This is a genomic window from Caballeronia sp. KNU42 (assembly GCF_053760385.1).
In genome coordinates this window covers 2,159,253-2,176,095 of sequence record NZ_CM132389.1, presented here as the reverse complement: position 1 = coordinate 2,176,095, position 16,843 = coordinate 2,159,253, and the positions used below count along the sequence as shown (strand labels likewise).

The window sequence follows — 16,843 nt, the reverse complement described above, 5'->3', positions numbered from 1 at the left end:
ATCGCAAAGAAGTAGACCGCTTGCATATTATCTCAATTTGGGAATATGATGTTTATATCGTTCTCTAATTGAGATTTTCATGGATCACACCACTCTCGACATTTTTCGCGTCGTCGCCGCCGAACTCAGCGTGACCCGGGCGGCCAAGCGCCTCGGGCGCGTGCAGTCGAACGTGACCACGCGAATCCAGCAGCTCGAAGAGGAACTGGGCGTGGCGCTGTTTCGGCGCGACGGCAACCGTCTTACGCTGAGCACGGAAGGCGAACGTTTTCTAGGCTACGCCAACCGCATGCTCGCGCTGGCCGACGAAGCGCGACAAGTGCTAAGCCCGCAAGCGCCGTCGGGCACGCTGCGAATCGGCAGCATGGAAAGCACGGCGGCGGCTCGTCTTCCGGGACCGCTTTCAGCCCTTCACGTGCAGTACCCCGACGTCCAGCTCAGGATAGCGACCGCGCCCTCGCGGCAACTGATCGAACAGGTTCGCAATGGTCTGATCGATTGCGCGTTCGCGGCGCTGCCGCCGTGCGGCGAGATGGCGTCGGCATCGGATCTGGAGGCAGTCGGACTTCACGCGGAACCCGTGTTTCGCGAGGAAATCCTGCTCGTGCTGCCGCCCGGACATGCCGCCATTCGCCAGGGCGCGGATATCCGCGTGCGTTCGCTTGCTGCATTCGCAGACGGCTGCAGCTACCGCGTGCTCGCTGAAGAATGGCTCGGTCAGGACAGGTCGCCGCTCGACATCCAGGAAGTCGGGTCGTATCACACCATGCTGGCGTGCGTCGCGGCGGGTGGTTGCGTATCGCTCGTGCCGCGCAGCGTGCTCGAGTTGCTGCGCGAACCGCCGGCGTTGCGCACGCATGTCGTGGCGAAGGTGGATACGTGGCTCATCCATCGAAACGGCTACGAGACAGCGGCTTTCAACGCGCTGCGCGAAGCGCTTGCGCCATTTGTATCGAAGAATCACGCAGCAAGGAGAAAAGCATCATGAGCACGATTCGCCAGGTTTCATCGACTGCTGGCCAAGGCATGGCGGCACTGGTTGCCGCTCTCGTCATGGCAGTCGGAATGGGGTTCGGACGCTTTGCGTTCACGGGCATCTACCCGGTCATGGTCAGCGATGCCGTGCTGAGCGTGCACCAGGGCACGCTCGCTGCATCGGCGAACTATGCGGGTTATCTGGCCGGAGCGCTGCTGACTGCTGCAATGCATCCGCGACACTCGCGAAGGCTGTGCATGCTCGCGCTCGCGGGCATCGTGGTTTGTCTCGGGCTGACGGCGCTGTTGAGTGCGCCCTGGTTGATCATTGCGATGCGCGGCATCACGGGCGCCGTCAGCGCGGTCACCATGGTGGCGGCTTCGCTCTGGCTGCTGCAACATCGCGGCCACACGCACGGCGCGCCCTTGCTTTATGCGGGTGTCGGCATGGGCATTGTGCTGTCGTCGGAAATGCTGATCGCGGGACGTGCATACGATCTGCATAGCGCCGCGCTTTGGTGGGTGTTGGCAGCAGGCGCATTGATCCTTGGTGCAATTGCGCTGCCGAGTCTCGATGCACGCCCGGTTGACGCTCCCGGCACGCGTGCCAGCTTGCACGGACACGAGGCCTTCCCCGCGCTCGATGCAGGGCGGCTGATCGCGCTCTACGGGCTGGCGGGATTCGGCTACATCATCACCGCGACCTATCTGCCGTTTTTTGTCCGGAACGCACTGGGCTCAATCGATCCGATCCAGGTCTGGGCGTTGTTTGGACTGGGCGCGGTTCCGTCGTGTTTCATCTGGCACGCAATCCATATGCGTCTTGGTACACGACGCGCGCTGTTCCTGAATCTCGCGCTGCAAGCGCTCGGCGTCCTCTTGCCGGTCGTATCGCCGAACGCGGTTGGATTCCTCGGCAGCGCGTTGATCGTGGGCGGCACGTTCATGGGCACCACCACTATTTCGATGCTCGCAGCCCGCCGGGTTGCACACACGATGCGCATGAGCATTCTCGCTGTGATGACCGCATGCTTTGGCATCGGGCAGATCGTGGGACCGCTTGTCGCCAATGCGATGTACGCACCGCATCATTCGTTCTCGGGATCGCTGGAGACGGCTGCGGCGGCGTTGGCCGTGGGGGCGCTGCTGTGCATACGCCTGGGAAGGTCTGAGCAGAGCCATGCAGATAGAAATGGCAATAGAATGCCTGGATGACTACTTACGCCGCTCTCTTGCGGGCCGTGAATGTTGGCGGCACCGGCAAGCTCCCCATGTCCGAACTTCGCGCAATGTGCGAATCCGTTGGTTTTTCCAATGTGCGCACGTATATCGCCAGCGGCAATGTTGTATTCGAAAGCAAGCTTTCGGAAAAATCCGTGAAAGCGAAACTGGAGCGCGCCCTTGAGACTTATGCGGGAAAGCCGGTAGGTGTCCTGGTCCGGACGGGCGCTGAGTTAGCGGCGATTCTTGCCAACAATCCCTTCAGCTCGGCGGCGCCGAATCGAACCGTCGCTATCTTTCTCGATGCACCGCCTCCCGCAGACTTGCTGGATAGTGTGAGTGGTCAGCAAACAGAAGAAATCGCACTCGGGACACGTGAGATCTACGTGCACTACAAAGACGGAATAGCCCACTCAAAGTTGAAAATCGCGGCTGCCGGAACTGGAACCGCTCGCAACATGAATACTGTCGCCAAGCTCGCCGAGTGGACGGCAGAGTAAGTGGTTTGTCATCGCCTGGACTTCAAAGTCAGGGCCGTTTTCGAGGAGTGAATCGATGCTGGATGTATTAACGATAAGCGTCTCCGTCGATCGCGATTGGCAAGACCTGTACAACGCGATATGGCGTCCTGAGTCATTCCAGAGTTGGGCGTCGGGAATGGCGGATTCGGCACTCGAAGAGTGCGGGGATCACTGGAAAGCTCATGGCCCGGAGGGCAGCGTGAGCATTCGATTTACCGCTCACAATCAGTTTGGCGTGATGGACCATTACGTTCGCCTGAGCAGCGGCGAGGAAATCTATGTGCCGATGCGCGTCTTTCAAAATGGCGCCGGAGCCGAGGTGGCATTCACGTTGTTCCGGCAACCGGGTATGTCGGTTGAGAAATTCGAAGCCGACGCAGCCTGGGTGCGACGCGATCTGGCCGCGCTCTGTGCGCAGTTTTCTTCATGATTGATCGTTTGCGTCTAAATGGCGGCGTCAAGATCTGATGCTTCAGACGAACACGAACGCGAAAAAACAGGATTGGAAATCATGAACGACACGCCAGATGCAGCGCCGGACAGCACAGCAGCACGAGTCGCCTTGTGGCGCGCTCTGCATATCGAAGCCGACGCGCCGCCGCATGTGCTGAAAGACGATATCGGCCTGAAGCTGCTGGCCCCGGGCAAGGATTGGCGCAGCCGCGGGGACATGGACCCGCAGTTCACCCGGCCCTTTCGCGCCTCGATCGTGGCTCGCGCCCGCTTCATTGAGGACCTGGTAGTGGAACAGGCTGGTCATGGGGTCAGTCAGTACGTCATCCTCGGCGCCGGCCTTGACAGCTTTGCGCAGCGCAGGCCGGAGATCGCATCCCGCCTTCGGGTGTTCGAGGTCGACCAGCCCGGTCCTCAGGCTTGGAAGCGTCAGCGCCTGACCGAACTCGGCTTCGGCATCCCGGACTGGCTGCACTTCGTGCCGGTTGATTTTGAGGCGGGAGAAGCTTGGCGAGATGAGCTAGTGACAGCCGGCTTCGATGACAGCATGCCTGCCATCGTGGTCTCCACGGGCGTCAGCATGTACCTCACCAAGGAGGCGAACGCAGCCACGCTGCGCCAGGTCGCAGCCCTCGCCTCGGGATCGACGCTTGCCATGACATTCCTGCTCCCGCTGGAGCTGGCAGACCCCGAGATACGTCCCGGGCTCGAGATGGCGGAGAAGGGAGCGCGGGCAAGCGGAACGCCGTTCCTCAGCTTCTTCACGCCGTCGGAGATTCAAACGCTGGCGCGCGACGCGGGCTTTAAAGAAGCACGGCATGTCTCGGCGGCTGATCTTACGCAGCGCTACTTCGCTGACAGGACCGATGGCCTGCGCCCGCCAGACAATGCGGAAGAACTGCTGGTGGCAAATACATAATGTACCGCGCGCTTTCCGACCGACATCACTGCGCACATGACCGCTCAATTTTAAAAGCTGCAGTGGAAGTCATGCCCGGTCGACGGATGATTCAGGGTCGACTTGTACCAATTGCTGACCGGTAAAAGCCTGCCGCGAAGGGATATTCGATGATGTTAGGGAGAACAGCAAACGATGCAGGCAACGACGCACGAACGTAACGCCCGACTCTGGAAGCGCACCTTGTTGGCGGACCGTCGAGCGGGTAAGAATCCGCCCCATCTGCGCCACTTAACGCCGAAAGACATACCTGCGTTAGGCGCGCTCTTTTTTAACGCGTTCCTCGGCACGATCGATGATGCTGGTCAGACCGAAACGCAATACGCGTCAAAGGCAACGTCAATCATCGAAGGGCAGTATGGAGAATGGATTCCAGCCGCGTCGTGGACAATTGAACACACCGGCCGCCTTCGATCTGCGTGCCTCGTCTGTGACTACAAACCCTATGGTTGCCCGGTCATCGCGGTTGTGGCTACTACGCCTTCGCATAAACAATCGGGTGACGGCCGCATGTTGGTAAATGCAGCACTGTCGTCGCTTGCAACGCTCGGTTTCCAGGAATGCTCCGCGATGATCACTGTTGGCAACGACCCGTCAGAGCGATTATTTGGTAGTCTCGGCTTCTTGCCCCAGGCCGATTAATCGAGTCTCTGTAAGCGGATGAGCACTTTTGATCGTACGTACGGAGCAAATTATCTAGCCGGATTTGATGACGCTCGGCAAAGCAGTGGAGTGACTGGTAGACACCGACCACTGGAGGTTGCCGCAGAAACCCGCGACACGATCCGATACACAGGGAGCGACGAAAATGTTGATTGCCTTCGGTGGGCTACCAGGAACCGGAAAGACAACAATAGCCCAAGCGCTCGCTCGCAAGCTCGCTGCGGTTTATCTGCGTATCGACACGTTGGAGCAGGCATTCATCGCGTCCGGGAGCGACCAGACGGATATCGGACCTGCGGGCTATCTGGCGGGATATGCAGTGGCGGGCGACAATTTGCGCCTCGGGTTGACCGTCGTCGCGGACTCAGTCAATTCGTTGCACGTTACACGTAGCGCCTGGAGGAAAGTAGCGCTAGAGGCTGGTGTGCGGATCGTCGAGATCGAGCTGATTTGTCCCGATACAACGACGCACCGTCATCGAGTCGAGGGCAGACGGGCCGACATCCTTGGCCACAAGTTACCAACATGGCAGAGCGTGCTTGAACGTCAATATGATCCATGGGACTCAGCGCGTCTTGTAGTCGACACTGCTAACGTGTCTGTCGAACAGGCCGTCGAAAAAATCATCCATTACCTGTCGATAACTGCCGGAGCGAAGAACGGCGTTTGATCCTGTCGACCGGAAAAAAGCCGCCCTCGCTCTAAGCCAGCTTTAGCATCGATAATTCCCACCGTCCCGTTCAAGCAGCCTCAACAGCGCTGTCCATTCACGATCCAGATGAACGGTGTCCAGGTACGCGTAGTCATCATGTTGCCTGGCCGCGTGCTCGCACACCTCCGGCGACGGAATCGTCACTTTCTGGCCGGCAGATAAAGTCGTGACTTGAATCTCGCACGCCTTGTTCAAATAGTACATGCGCGTGAACGCCTCAGCGATCGACCGTCCCGTTGTAAGAAGCCCATGGTTCCGCAGTATCAGGTAATCCTTGTCCCCCATCGATTGCACTATGCGGTCTCGCTCATCGAGCTCAAGCGAAATGCCCTCATAGTTGTGATACGCAACCCGGTTATAGAACTGCATGCTGATCTGGTTAAGCGGCAGCAGCCCGCATTCCATTGCAGCCACCGCCATTCCGGCGGAAGTATGAAGATGGACCACGCATTCGGAATCGTGGCGGGCAAGATGCAAAGCGCTATGGATCGTGAAGCCTGCGGCGTTCACCTCGAAACGCTCGTCTCCAACGGGACTGCCTTGCACGTCAATTTTAACGAGCGACGACGCGGTGATCTCATCGAAGAACCAGCCATGCGGATTGATCAGGAACGTATCCTTCGTACCTGGAACGCGAGCCGAAATATGCGTATAAATCAGGTCGGTCATTCCGAACTTTGCGGCCAGGCGGTATGCGGCAGCAAGCTGCACCCGTGTGTCCCACTCTTGCTCGGAGATATTCCTTGGTTTGCGATTGAAATGCGGATCGGATGTAGAGATCATCGAGAAGCGTTCTCCGTGACGTGATGCGGATAATGTCTTAGTTCAACCGGGGTTCGACGCTACTTGGAGACGAAGCGACGCCTGCCCTTCGCACGCAATCGCTGCAATCGCTGATACAAAAACGCCCTGCGATCGCCCCAAAGTTGCTGCCGAAAAATAAAATTAAATTGTCTTGGTTGACAGCACTGTATGACGTCACTCATCATATGTCAACGAGCTTAAATTGGCTAGCTCATATCGCGAACGATGGTCCGTCCGAGCAAGCCAGAGCCGCAGTTCAGACCCAAGGCCGCACGCGAGATGCATGCGACATATAAGCCAATTCGATGATGTGCCCGGCACTTAGCCGAAGCATTAAACGGTTCAACAGGAGGGTTACAGTGGCCAGTCCCGCGCAGGCACGAGTGGGTGTTGATATCGGCGGAACGTTCACCGACGTCGCGCTCGAACTTGGCGACAAACTTTTTTCGACCAAGGTCCTCACGGATTACACGGCGCCTGAGCGCGCGATCATCCGGGGCATTGAAATCGTCACAACAAAGGCCGAAATCGGGTTAAGGGACATTGGCGTAATCATCCACGGGACGACACTCGCCACGAACGCACTGATTGAACGCCGGGGCGCAAAGACAGCGTTCATCACCACCGAGGGGTTCCGGGACACGATCGAAATGCGGACCGAAAACCGCTTCGAGCAGTACGACCTGAATATCAAATTGCCTCCCCCACTCGTTGAGCGTTGCGACCGCTACACGCTCGCCGAACGTCTGGACGCCCAGGGCGGTGTGTTGCTCGCTCCAGACCATCAAGCTATTCAAACCTTGATCGATAAGATCGAACAAGGCGGCTATGAAAGCGTCGCCATTGGATTTATTCACGCCTATGTGAATGGAAGCCATGAGCGGCAGATGCGTGACGCGCTCCTCGCGCGGCTTCCGAACGTATCCATTTCGATTTCATCCGAGGTCTCCGCGCAGATACGTGAATTCGAACGCTTCAACACCGTGTGCGCCAATGCGTATGTGCGCCCGATCATGAAATCGTATCTCGATCGCCTGATCGGTGAGGTACGCCAAGCCGGCGCCGATTGCCCGATCTTTGTGATCCATTCGGGCGGAGGGATCATATCGGTCGAAAGCGCCTCTGAGTTTCCGGTCAGACTCGTTGAGTCAGGGCCGGCTGGCGGCGCCATCTTCGCAGCGCATATAGCGGCCCGTTACGACTTGAACTCGGTACTCTCATTCGACATGGGCGGGACCACCGCGAAGATCTGTCTGATCGATGACCACACGCCCAAGACGGCAAATACGTTCGAGGTCGCACGCACCTATCGCTTCAAGAAAGGAAGCGGCATGCCGATCTCTATCCCCGTTGTCGAAATGGTGGAGATCGGGGCGGGCGGCGGTTCGATCGCCGCTGTGGATGTCATGCGTCAAATCAGGGTGGGCCCGCATAGCGCAGCCTCTGAACCCGGACCGGCATGCTATCAACGTGGCGGTACCCAGCCAACGGTCACCGACGCTGACTTGCTCTTGGGAAGAATTGATCCAGACGATTTTGCCGGTGGCTCCATTCCGCTATCGGTTGGCGCCGCCTCGGATGCGTTGATCACTCAAGTGGGCGCTGCGTTAGATCTGGGCGCAGAAGAAGCGGCGTACGGAATTGCCGAGGTCGTGGACGAAAACATGAGCAACGCCGCGCGAGTCCATGCCGTAGAGAGCGGCAAAGACATCAGCGACTATACGATGATCACGTTTGGCGGCGCGGGACCACTCCACGCGGCGCGCCTGTGTGAGAAGAGCGGCATCACTAAATTTCTCGTGCCGCCGGGCGCAGGTGTCGGCTCGGCTATCGGCTTTCTGCGCGCCCCGTTCGGATATGAAAGTGTCCGTAGCGCAAGCATGCGATTTGCCGATTTCGATGCAGCCGCATTGAACAGCGTGGTGACCCAACTCAGCGAAGAAGCGGTTCGCTTCGCACGTCAGGGCTCGGGGTCGATCGAACCTGTCGTGGAGGTGAAAGCGTTCATGCGTTATGTCGGGCAAGGTTGGGAAATCCCTATCGCCCTTCCCTATCGGACGTTCACAGGAGCTGATAGAACAGCATTCGCCGATCTGTTCACGACGGCCTATACGCAATTCTTTGGTCGCCCGATTGAGGGCCTTGACATCGAGATCGTCAGTTGGGCGGTTAAAGCAAGTTCGCCCCTGCCGCCCGTCGAGCGCTTGAAACTGGTTGGCGAACGCACGGATATAACCCCTCAAAAGACACGCCGGATCTTCGACGCGGCTTTGCACCAGTTCGTCGATGCAGCGATCGTGGAACGCAGCGCGATGCCGGTTGGCACTTGCGTGCGTGGCCCGGCAGTCATTGTCGAGCCGGAAACGGCCACTCTTGTGACATCTTCCTTTGACGCCACCGTGCAACCTGACGGTTGCCTGCTGGTGGTCACGAAAGCATTGAGCGCCAGCGCGGCGAACCGGGAGTAAAAAATGGCGTTAAGCAATGTCGAAACAATCCACATGCAAGTCATGTGGAATCGCTTGATTTCCGTCGTCGAAGAACAGGCAATGGCTCTGATACGGACCGCCTTCAGTACAAGCGTTCGTGAAGCCGGGGACTTGTCGGCGGGCATCTTCGATCAACGCGGTCGAATGCTCGCCCAGGCCGTCACCGGCACGCCGGGCCATGTCAATACAATGGCGGAGGCCGTCGCTCATTTCATGGAAGACATTGGCGTCGACCGGATGCATGAAGGCGACGTGTACCTGACCAACGATCCATGGAAAGGAACCGGCCACCTTCATGACTTTACTGTGGTGTCACCGTCATTCTTTAACGGCGAGTTGATCGGCTACTTTGCAAGCACAGCACATGTGGTCGACATTGGCGGCAGAGGCTTTGGTCCCGATTCCAGGGAAGTCTACGAAGAAGGTCTCTTCGTGCCGATCATGCGTTTGATCGATCGTGGCGAGGTGAACCGTGATCTTGTCAATATCCTGCGCAACAACGTGCGCGAAGCCGACAAGGTGGTGGGCGATCTGTATGCATTAGCCGCGTGCAATGAAACGGGTCATAAACGCCTCATTGAAATGCTCAAGGAGTTCAAGCTCGCCGACGTCGAAGGCATTGGCGAGTTCATCCTCGCGCGAAGCCGGGAAGCCACGCTCGAACGCATAGCCGCGTTACCCAAGGGCAGCGCAACCAACGAGATGACGCTCGACGGTTACGACGTCCCGGTTAAATTGCAAGTAAAGCTAACTATCTCCGATGACCACTTGCTGGCGGACTTCGATGGCTCGGCGCCATCAAGTCCGTTCGGGATCAACGTTCCGCTCATCTATGCCAAAGCCTACGCGTGCTACGGTCTTAAATGCATCATCGCTCCCGAGGTTCCGAACAACGCGGCATCGCTCGAACCCTTTCGCGTCCAGGCTCCGAAGGGCTGCATCCTGAATGCGCAGCGGCCAAGTCCGGTGTCGGTTCGCCATGTGCTGGGACATTTCGTCCCTGACCTTGTCCTCGGCGCGCTGCACAAATTCCTTCCCGGGCGCGTTCCGGCCGAAGGCGCCGGCGCGCTCTGGAATCTTCACGTTAGCGCCCGGCCCGTCAACAACGAAGACGGGCTGAAGGGCGCAGAGATCCTGATGTTTAACAGCGGCGGCACAGGCGCTCGCGCGGAGCTCGATGGTTTGTCGGCCACCGCATTTCCTAGCGGTGTGCACGCCATGTCCGTTGAAGCAACCGAGCAGGTGGGCCCGATTGTCGTGTGGCGCAAGGAATTGCGTTCGGGATCGGGCGGCGCCGGCATGCATCGCGGCGGCTTGGGTCAGATTGTCGAGATAGGACCGCGAAAGGGTTATCACTTTCGCTTCAACGCGATGTTCGACCGAATCGATCATCCGGCACGCGGGCAGTCGGGTGGAAAGCCCGGCGCGCCCGGTCAAGTGGCCTTGTCGGATGGCACCAAAATGCGCGGCAAAGGGACTCAGGCCGTGGGAGAGAACGAGCGCGTTGTGTTGTCGCTGCCGGGCGGCGGCGGCATAGGTGTGCCCAAACAACGATCCCCTGAAGCCATGATTCGCGATGTCCGCAACGAATATGTTTCAGAGGTTCAACTGCGTGATGACTACGGTACTTCGCTCGAAGAACTCACCGCATCAGCAGGAAAATAAGGAGCTTTGCCATGGCTGAAGTGACCACGAAACCGTTCAAGAGAATTTTGATAACGGGCGCCGCCGGTGCGCTCGGTACGGTCTTGCGAGAAGCGCTGAAACCGTATGCGTCAACGCTTCGCCTCAACGATCGTTCAGCGCTGGGTGAACTCGCTGAGAACGAAGAACACGTGATCTGCGATCTAGCGGATAAAAGTGCCGTGTTCGAGATGATGAAAGACGTCGACATGGTCGTCCATCTAGGTGGCGCTCCGCGAGAAAACACATTTCAGGTGATTCTCGATTCGAATATTGTCGGGAGCTACAACATCTATGAATCGGCGCGACAACTATGCGTAAGACGTGTCATCTATGCAAGCTCTGTCCATGCAATCGGCTTCTACGAGTGCACACAAACCATTGATGCAGACGTCCCGCAAAGACCGGACAGCCTTTACGGCGTAAGCAAAGCCTTCGTCGAGAACCTGTCGCGCTACTACTTCGACAAGTTCGGCATTGAATCTGTATGTCTTCGGATAGGTTCGTGCTTTCCCAAACCCGTTGACCGGCGAATGCTTGCGACGTGGCTCTCTTATGACGACTTCGCCCGTCTCGTCGTGCGCGCGCTAGTCTCCTCGAGCGTCGGTCACATGATTGTCTACGGGAACTCGGACAACAGCGCCAATTTCTGGGATAACACGCAGGCCGGCTACCTCGGATACCGTCCCAAAGATACGGCCGACATCTTCCAGGATGATGTGTTTTCAAAGACACCCATACCGGACCCGCGGCATCCCGCGATCCGCTTCCAAGGCGGCCAATTTGCGGCAGATGGTCACTTTGAAGATCCGAAGGTTGACTAGCATTCCTGAATAACTATGATAACGACTGGCAATGGCTATGGCACAGCAAGCAACTAAAGCGCACTATGACGTGGTGATCGTGGGTGGTGCGGTAGTCGGCAGCGCGACGGCGTACTTTCTCGCGACCAACCCGGATTTCAAGGGGTCGGTGCTGGTGGTAGAACGCGATTGGTCCTATGCGCAGTCGGCAACTGCCCTGTCGAGTGCGTCGATCAGACACCAGTTCTCCAATCCGCTCAACATCAGGATTTCGCAATTCGGAACCGAGTTTATCCGCAGCTTTCATGAGCGCGTCGCCGTTGACGGCGATTCACCCGAGCTGGGTTTCAAGGAAAACGGTTACCTGTATCTTGGCAACGCTGCCGGCGCTGCAGCACTCGAGCGAAACTTCATCACACAACGAGAAAATAACGCGGATGTTGCGCTGTTCGACGTCGAGCAACTTCAGGCGAAGTTTCCGTGGCTCAATCCAGACCAGCTCGTCAATGGGGTATATGGACAAAGCGGCGAGGGATGGTTCGATAGCTACGGGTTGCTGCAAGGAATGCGCCGCAAAGCCCGCTCCCTGGGTATCGAATACATCGAAAATGAAGTGGTGGCCGTCAACCGGGAAAATACAACCGTCACCTCGGTCGTCCTGAAGTCAGGTGAAACAATTGGATGCGGTCATCTGGTCAATGCGGCGGGTACGCGCGGCCCGGCCGTCGCCCGGCTTGCGGGGCTGGATATTCCGGTTGAACCGCGCAAGCGCTGTTTGTTTGTCTTTGATTGCCGCACGCCTCTGCCCGGCAAGGTGCCGCTTACGATCGACATCACGGGCATTTTCTTCCGCCCCGAGGGCCAGTACTACCTGACTGGATGCTACCCAGATCCTGACCCGCTCGCTGACGTAACGGACTTTGATGTGCTGCACAATGAATTCGATGAGCTTATCTGGCCAGCTCTCGCCGAACGCGTCCCTGCTTTTGAAGCCATCAAAGTGGTGAATGCATGGGCCGGGCACTACGACTTCTGCATGCTTGATCACAATGCCATTGTTGGTCCCCACTCGGAGGTTTCCAACTTCCTGTTCGCAAACGGATTCAGCGGACACGGACTTCAACAATCGCCGGCCATCGGGCGGGGGTTAAGCGAGCTGATTACCTACGGCAGCTATCGAGCGCTTGACCTGTCCCCCCTCGGCTATGAACGTGTCGTCGAAAACCGGCCATTCCTGGAAGAAGGCGTCATTTAGACGACCACACGAAGTCCACTATCAAAGGATTGCAAGTGTCCAAGCACAGCTATAAAACAGCGTTGGTGACGGGTGCATCGAGCGGGATCGGTCGTGCAATCGCGAAGCGCCTGGTAGCAGAGGGGCTCACCGTGTACGCGTTGGGTCGGGACGCAGCCGCGTTGGACGCGTTGTCAAAAGAGTGTGATCTGACACCCATCGTTTTGGATCTAAAGGATGTTGCGGAGTTGGGCGGCCTGTTCTCTTCCAACGAGATCGATGTGGTCGTGAACAATGCCGGCCTGCTGCCCGCCCTTGGACGGTTTTCCGAAACCTCGCCGGTGGACGTCGACAGCATGATCGACGTCAATCTCCGGGCGCCGCTGCACCTGGCGCAGATGGCCCTCGCGGGCATGATCAGCCGTAAGCGCGGTCACCTGTTCTTTATTGGATCCAGTGCCGGTCGCTTCCCCCATCCAAACACCGCCGTTTATGGAGCGACAAAAGCAGCCATCAGCATGTTTTGCGATTCCCTTCGCTGCGACCTTCTTGGTACTGGCGTGCGTGTGTCTGAGGTTGCGCCCGGTCGAGTGCAGACAAGCCTTTATCGAACCGCACTTGGTGAAGACGGTGCAAACAAGAAGCTCTACGATTCATACCGTTCGATCCAGCCGGAGCACATCGCTGAACTGATCGCAGCGACATTGAACCTCCCGAACTACGTGAACGTGTCGAGACTGGAAGTCTTTCCAACCGATCAAGCCCCCGGCGGCTCCCAGATCGTTGCGAACCAATGATTGAAACGTCGAAAACCTAAAGGCGAACACATGAAGAATCAACGTGCGGTAATTGTGGGCGGTGCGGCTGGACTCGGACTCTCGGTGGCAAGGCTCATGCTTAAAGACGGTGCTGCCGCAATTGCGCTCATCGATAAAAATCGCGCCTCTCTTGATGAAGCCGTAGCCCAACTTCGAAGTGAGGGCTACGAAGTATTTGGGGTTGCCGGCGACATTACGCTCAAGGAGCCTGCACATGAAGCCTTTCGACAGGCAGTTGCCGCGCTCGGCCGCGTCGACAGCGTGGTGAATAGCGCCGCTATCTACCCGCGGCGCCCCTTGCTCGAGATCTCGGATGACGACTGGGATCTTGAGAACGCAGTCAACATAAAGGGTACTTACCACATCATGGTCGCAGCGGTGGAGCACATGCGCGCACGTCCCAGGTTCGAGACGAACGTGTCGGGACGTATTGTGAACATTACTTCCGTCGACGCCTTCAAGGCGCATCCGCAAAACGCTCACTATGCCGCGACAAAAGCGGCGGTCGTCAGCCTGACGAAGTCCTTTGCGCAGGAAGTTGCGAAAGACGCGATTCTCATCAACTCGGTCGCGCCCGCCGGCTTCGCCACGGACAAGGCGAAAAAGCTGGGTTTCCTCGGTGAGCTTGCAGCCGCAAACCCCTTGGGTCGAGCGGCGGAACCGGAGGAGATCGCGCAATGGGTCATCATGATGGCGAGCAGCCGCAATAGCTATGCGACGGGTGAGAACGTCGTCGTGAGCGGCGGGTACATCTACGTCTGATTCAGCAACAAGGCTATAACCTGATAGTCGCGAGAGCCAGATATCTGCCAAAACCGTGTGATAACATCATGTGATGTCACACGGCCTAGGTCATACGCCGAACTGAGCGCAGTCGCTCGACATGCGGTGTGTCTGCATCCGACAATTGCAGAGCCCTTCCCGCCTCGATCCGGTGCGGAGTACGCGGAATGTCAACCATCGACGCTGAAACCCTCCTTAAGAACGCCTCAAGCTCCGGACGCCGTAAAAGCCTCACCGAACTCGTCATTCAGGCGCTGACGGACAAGATCGAGCGCGGTGAATATTCGCCAGGCGAGAAATTGCCGACCGAGCCCGAACTCTGCACGGAGTACGGCGTGAGTCGCACGGTCATACGTGAAGCTGTTGCGTCGTTGAAGCTGGGTCGACGTCTTATCGCCCGCCATGGTGTCGGCGTATTCGTAGCCGAAGCCAACGCGCATTCTTCGCTGAATTCGTTTATTGACACATCGACGTTGAACAACTCGATGTATGTTCTCGAGCTGCGCATTGGGGTGGAAACGGAGACCGCTGCCTTTGCGGCAATTCGGCGGACTGCCGAACATCTGGAAGCGCTGAAACAGGTCTACGCCCGGATGGACCACCTGAATCCCGATGACGAAGCAGAGTGCGCTCGCGCCGACTTCGAGTTCCATCTGGCGGTGGCAACGTGCTCTGAGAATCCCCACTTTACTTCGATCCTTCGTTCGCTTGGACAGGAAATCACAATTGACCTCAGGCTCAAGCATGCCAAGGCCGATGCGAAGGAGCGCAAGATCTATATCAAACGGATTCAGCGGGAGCACAGCGCCATCCTTGACGCAATCGAAAAGCAGGACGAGGTTGCTGCACGCCGCGCGATGCGCCGGCATCTGAACGAAAGCCTTGAGCGTTACCACAACCTTTCAAACGCATCCACGACCGATGGTAGTTAGTTCGTTGCGGATTCGTTGTAAGCACGCTTTGTGCAGCAGCTTCGGGATCAACATGCTCGACCGCTACCGGTTAATTGCTGCAAGTGTTTTACTTAGGCGGCGGTCGTGCTGAACAAGTCCGGCTTTAGTTCTTCAACGTCTCGACCTTGTCGCCGTGAGCGATTGCCTGCGGAACCCACTTCCCGTCAGTCACTTTGTAAAACGTGGCCGCAGGATCTTTCATGTCGCCATTCGCCATGAACGCAACATCTCCCGCGATTCCCTCAAACGTGACTGATTTGATAAACGGCGCGTACACCTTCGGATCGGTCGAATTGGCTTTTTGCATGGCGCGGACAAGTACCCAGGTTGCGTCGTATGCTGCGGGTGAATAAGCCACAACGCCCTGGTTATATTTCGCCTTCATGCGCTCATCGAACTGCTTGCCTGCTTTTAACTGCGACAACGGAACGCCGTAGTCCCACGACATGGCGCCGTCTGCGTCAGGACCCGCCACCTGGAGAAATGTTTCGTTCTCGAAGCTGCCCCCGCCCAGGAAGGTGGCCTTCATACCCAGTTGACGCATCTGTTTTACGACCATCCCTGCCTGCTGATCCAGGCCTGCCCAGAAAACGACGTCCGGGTTAATCGACTTCATGCGAGTAAGCTGACCTTTGAAGTCCACCGCCTTGTCCGTCGTGAACTCCCGGTCCGCAATCTTGCCACCCGATTTCTCAACGCCTTTGACGAACTCGTCAGCCATGCCCTGCCCGAACGCACTGCGATCGTCCATGACGGCGATACTTTTCCCCTTCAACGATTCCACCGCAGATCGTCCCGCGAGTTGTCCCATCTGCGAGTCGGAATTCGTCACGCGGAAGACAGTATTGAAGCCCTGAGACGTCAAGGTCGGATTGGTCGCCGTGGGCGAAACCATCGGGATGCCGGCATTGTAGTAAATCCGCGATGCCGGAATACTCGTGCCGGAATTAAAGTGCCCGACTATGCCGACCACGCCCGCGTCGACAAGCTTTTGAGCGACCTGCGTGCCTGTGCGGGGGTCGCCGGCGTCATCCTCTGAATCAAGCACGAAATGCACAGGTTGTCCGCCTATGACGATGCTTTTCGCATTGGCGTCTTCAATTGCCAACTCTACCCCGTGTTTCAAGTCGATCCCGTAATGGGCCGACCCGCCAGTCAGAGGTGCGGCAAATCCAATGGTCGCATCGGCTGCATACGCGACTGAACAAAACACGGAGGAAGTAAAAAAAACAGGTGCAAGGGCAACGGCAATAGCGGAACGCGAAGAGCGGCTCATCATTGACTTCCTCAATCGTTGGTGGGTTTTTGCTTCAAGGTTTTAATTAGTTATGCAAATTACAAATTCCTGACCCCCGTGGTGGCCATCAGTCGCGACGCTACCTAGCCCCACGCTCACGAACGATCATGCTTTTTACACACTCGGGGCAACCTGCAATGATGCTCAGAGTATGAGGTGTGTCGTCATATGTCAATGCTCAAAATAAATATTCGAAGCGGGGTTTTTGCCAAGCCGGAAATAGGGGCTTCGCAGAGCTGATATGGCTTGGAGACCTTTCGGGCACGCACGACGACCTCAAATCAGTTCCGGAGCGATCGTTCAAAAGTACCCATTGAGTGACTCGGGCTTGCCGTTTGTACTCATGCGGCGTGCGGTCACGAGCTAGTTCACGCGCAATATCGGATCTTCCTGCATACAGAAGGAAAGACGGCGCCCGCGTCTCTCCGGTTCAAGTGAAACCCGGCTTGGAACTATACTGGGGCACCTGGAGGTTT

The 16,843-nt window shown here is 57.5% G+C and carries 16 protein-coding genes; 14 read left to right on the top strand and 2 right to left on the bottom strand.

Annotated elements, in window-relative coordinates; genetic code table 11:
• Window positions 1-79: 79 nt before the first annotated feature.
• From ACSOSP_RS29100 to ACSOSP_RS29070, 7 genes are all read left to right on the top strand, one after another.
• Window positions 80-988, top strand: coding sequence for a LysR family transcriptional regulator (locus tag ACSOSP_RS29100; RefSeq protein ID WP_455311922.1), 909 nt, complete (start codon window positions 80-82; stop codon window positions 986-988).
• Window positions 985-2,190: a YbfB/YjiJ family MFS transporter gene (locus ACSOSP_RS29095; protein WP_455311920.1), complete on the top strand. Its 1,206-nt coding sequence runs from the start codon at window positions 985-987 to the stop codon at window positions 2,188-2,190. Before ACSOSP_RS29100 ends, ACSOSP_RS29095 begins: the two co-directional genes overlap by 4 nt.
• Window positions 2,187-2,696 carry a DUF1697 domain-containing protein gene (locus ACSOSP_RS29090; protein ID WP_455311919.1) on the top strand — a complete coding sequence of 170 codons (510 nt, stop codon included), beginning with the start codon at window positions 2,187-2,189 and terminating at the stop codon, window positions 2,694-2,696. Before ACSOSP_RS29095 ends, ACSOSP_RS29090 begins: the two co-directional genes overlap by 4 nt.
• 55 nt (window positions 2,697-2,751) lie before the next feature.
• On the top strand, window positions 2,752-3,147 hold the full coding sequence (locus ACSOSP_RS29085) for a polyketide cyclase (RefSeq protein ID WP_455311918.1): 396 nt from the start codon (window positions 2,752-2,754) through the stop codon (window positions 3,145-3,147).
• Between the two features lie 81 nt (window positions 3,148-3,228).
• Entirely contained in the window at window positions 3,229-4,089 is an 861-nt protein-coding gene (locus tag ACSOSP_RS29080) for a class I SAM-dependent methyltransferase (RefSeq protein WP_455311917.1), read from the top strand.
• 174 nt (window positions 4,090-4,263) lie between these two features.
• Entirely contained in the window at window positions 4,264-4,770 is a 507-nt protein-coding gene (locus ACSOSP_RS29075) for a GNAT family N-acetyltransferase (protein WP_455311916.1), read from the top strand.
• A 166-nt stretch (window positions 4,771-4,936) separates the two neighbouring features.
• Window positions 4,937-5,461 (top strand): AAA family ATPase, encoded by a 525-nt coding sequence (locus ACSOSP_RS29070; protein ID WP_455311915.1) that lies wholly within the window; start codon window positions 4,937-4,939, stop codon window positions 5,459-5,461.
• Between the two features lie 42 nt (window positions 5,462-5,503).
• Here the strand turns inward: ACSOSP_RS29070 and ACSOSP_RS29065 are convergent, their stop codons facing one another.
• On the bottom strand, window positions 5,504-6,286 hold the full coding sequence (locus ACSOSP_RS29065; protein WP_455311914.1) for a class II aldolase/adducin family protein: 783 nt from the start codon (window positions 6,284-6,286) through the stop codon (window positions 5,504-5,506).
• 380 nt (window positions 6,287-6,666) lie between these two features.
• Between ACSOSP_RS29065 and ACSOSP_RS29060 the strand changes: the two genes are divergently transcribed.
• The 7 genes from ACSOSP_RS29060 to ACSOSP_RS29030 all read left to right on the top strand — a co-directional run bounded on the left by ACSOSP_RS29060 (window position 6,667) and on the right by ACSOSP_RS29030 (window position 15,049).
• Window positions 6,667-8,775, top strand: coding sequence for a hydantoinase/oxoprolinase family protein (locus tag ACSOSP_RS29060; RefSeq protein ID WP_455311913.1), 2,109 nt, complete (start codon window positions 6,667-6,669; stop codon window positions 8,773-8,775).
• A gap of 3 nt (window positions 8,776-8,778) precedes the next feature.
• Complete coding sequence (locus tag ACSOSP_RS29055; RefSeq protein ID WP_455311912.1) at window positions 8,779-10,461, top strand: hydantoinase B/oxoprolinase family protein; 1,683 nt, start codon at window positions 8,779-8,781, stop codon at window positions 10,459-10,461.
• A gap of 11 nt (window positions 10,462-10,472) precedes the next feature.
• Window positions 10,473-11,303 carry an NAD-dependent epimerase/dehydratase family protein gene (locus ACSOSP_RS29050; RefSeq protein WP_455311911.1) on the top strand — a complete coding sequence of 277 codons (831 nt, stop codon included), beginning with the start codon at window positions 10,473-10,475 and terminating at the stop codon, window positions 11,301-11,303.
• Window positions 11,304-11,340: 37 nt separating this feature from the next.
• Window positions 11,341-12,537, top strand: coding sequence for an NAD(P)/FAD-dependent oxidoreductase (locus ACSOSP_RS29045; RefSeq protein ID WP_455311909.1), 1,197 nt, complete (start codon window positions 11,341-11,343; stop codon window positions 12,535-12,537).
• 35 nt (window positions 12,538-12,572) lie between these two features.
• A complete protein-coding gene (locus ACSOSP_RS29040; protein WP_455311908.1) occupies window positions 12,573-13,313 on the top strand; it encodes an SDR family oxidoreductase in 741 nt (246 codons plus the stop codon).
• Window positions 13,314-13,343: 30 nt separating this feature from the next.
• The gene (locus ACSOSP_RS29035) at window positions 13,344-14,096 is read left to right on the top strand and encodes an SDR family NAD(P)-dependent oxidoreductase (RefSeq protein WP_455311907.1); all 753 of its coding nucleotides are present in this window, start codon (window positions 13,344-13,346) and stop codon (window positions 14,094-14,096) included.
• A gap of 188 nt (window positions 14,097-14,284) precedes the next feature.
• Entirely contained in the window at window positions 14,285-15,049 is a 765-nt protein-coding gene (locus ACSOSP_RS29030; RefSeq protein WP_455311905.1) for a FadR/GntR family transcriptional regulator, read from the top strand.
• A gap of 124 nt (window positions 15,050-15,173) precedes the next feature.
• Here ACSOSP_RS29030 and ACSOSP_RS29025 read toward each other — a convergent pair whose 3' ends face one another.
• Window positions 15,174-16,349, bottom strand: a complete 1,176-nt coding sequence (locus ACSOSP_RS29025) for a branched-chain amino acid ABC transporter substrate-binding protein (RefSeq protein ID WP_455311903.1) — start codon at window positions 16,347-16,349, stop codon at window positions 15,174-15,176.
• Between the last annotated feature and the right edge of the window lie 494 nt (window positions 16,350-16,843).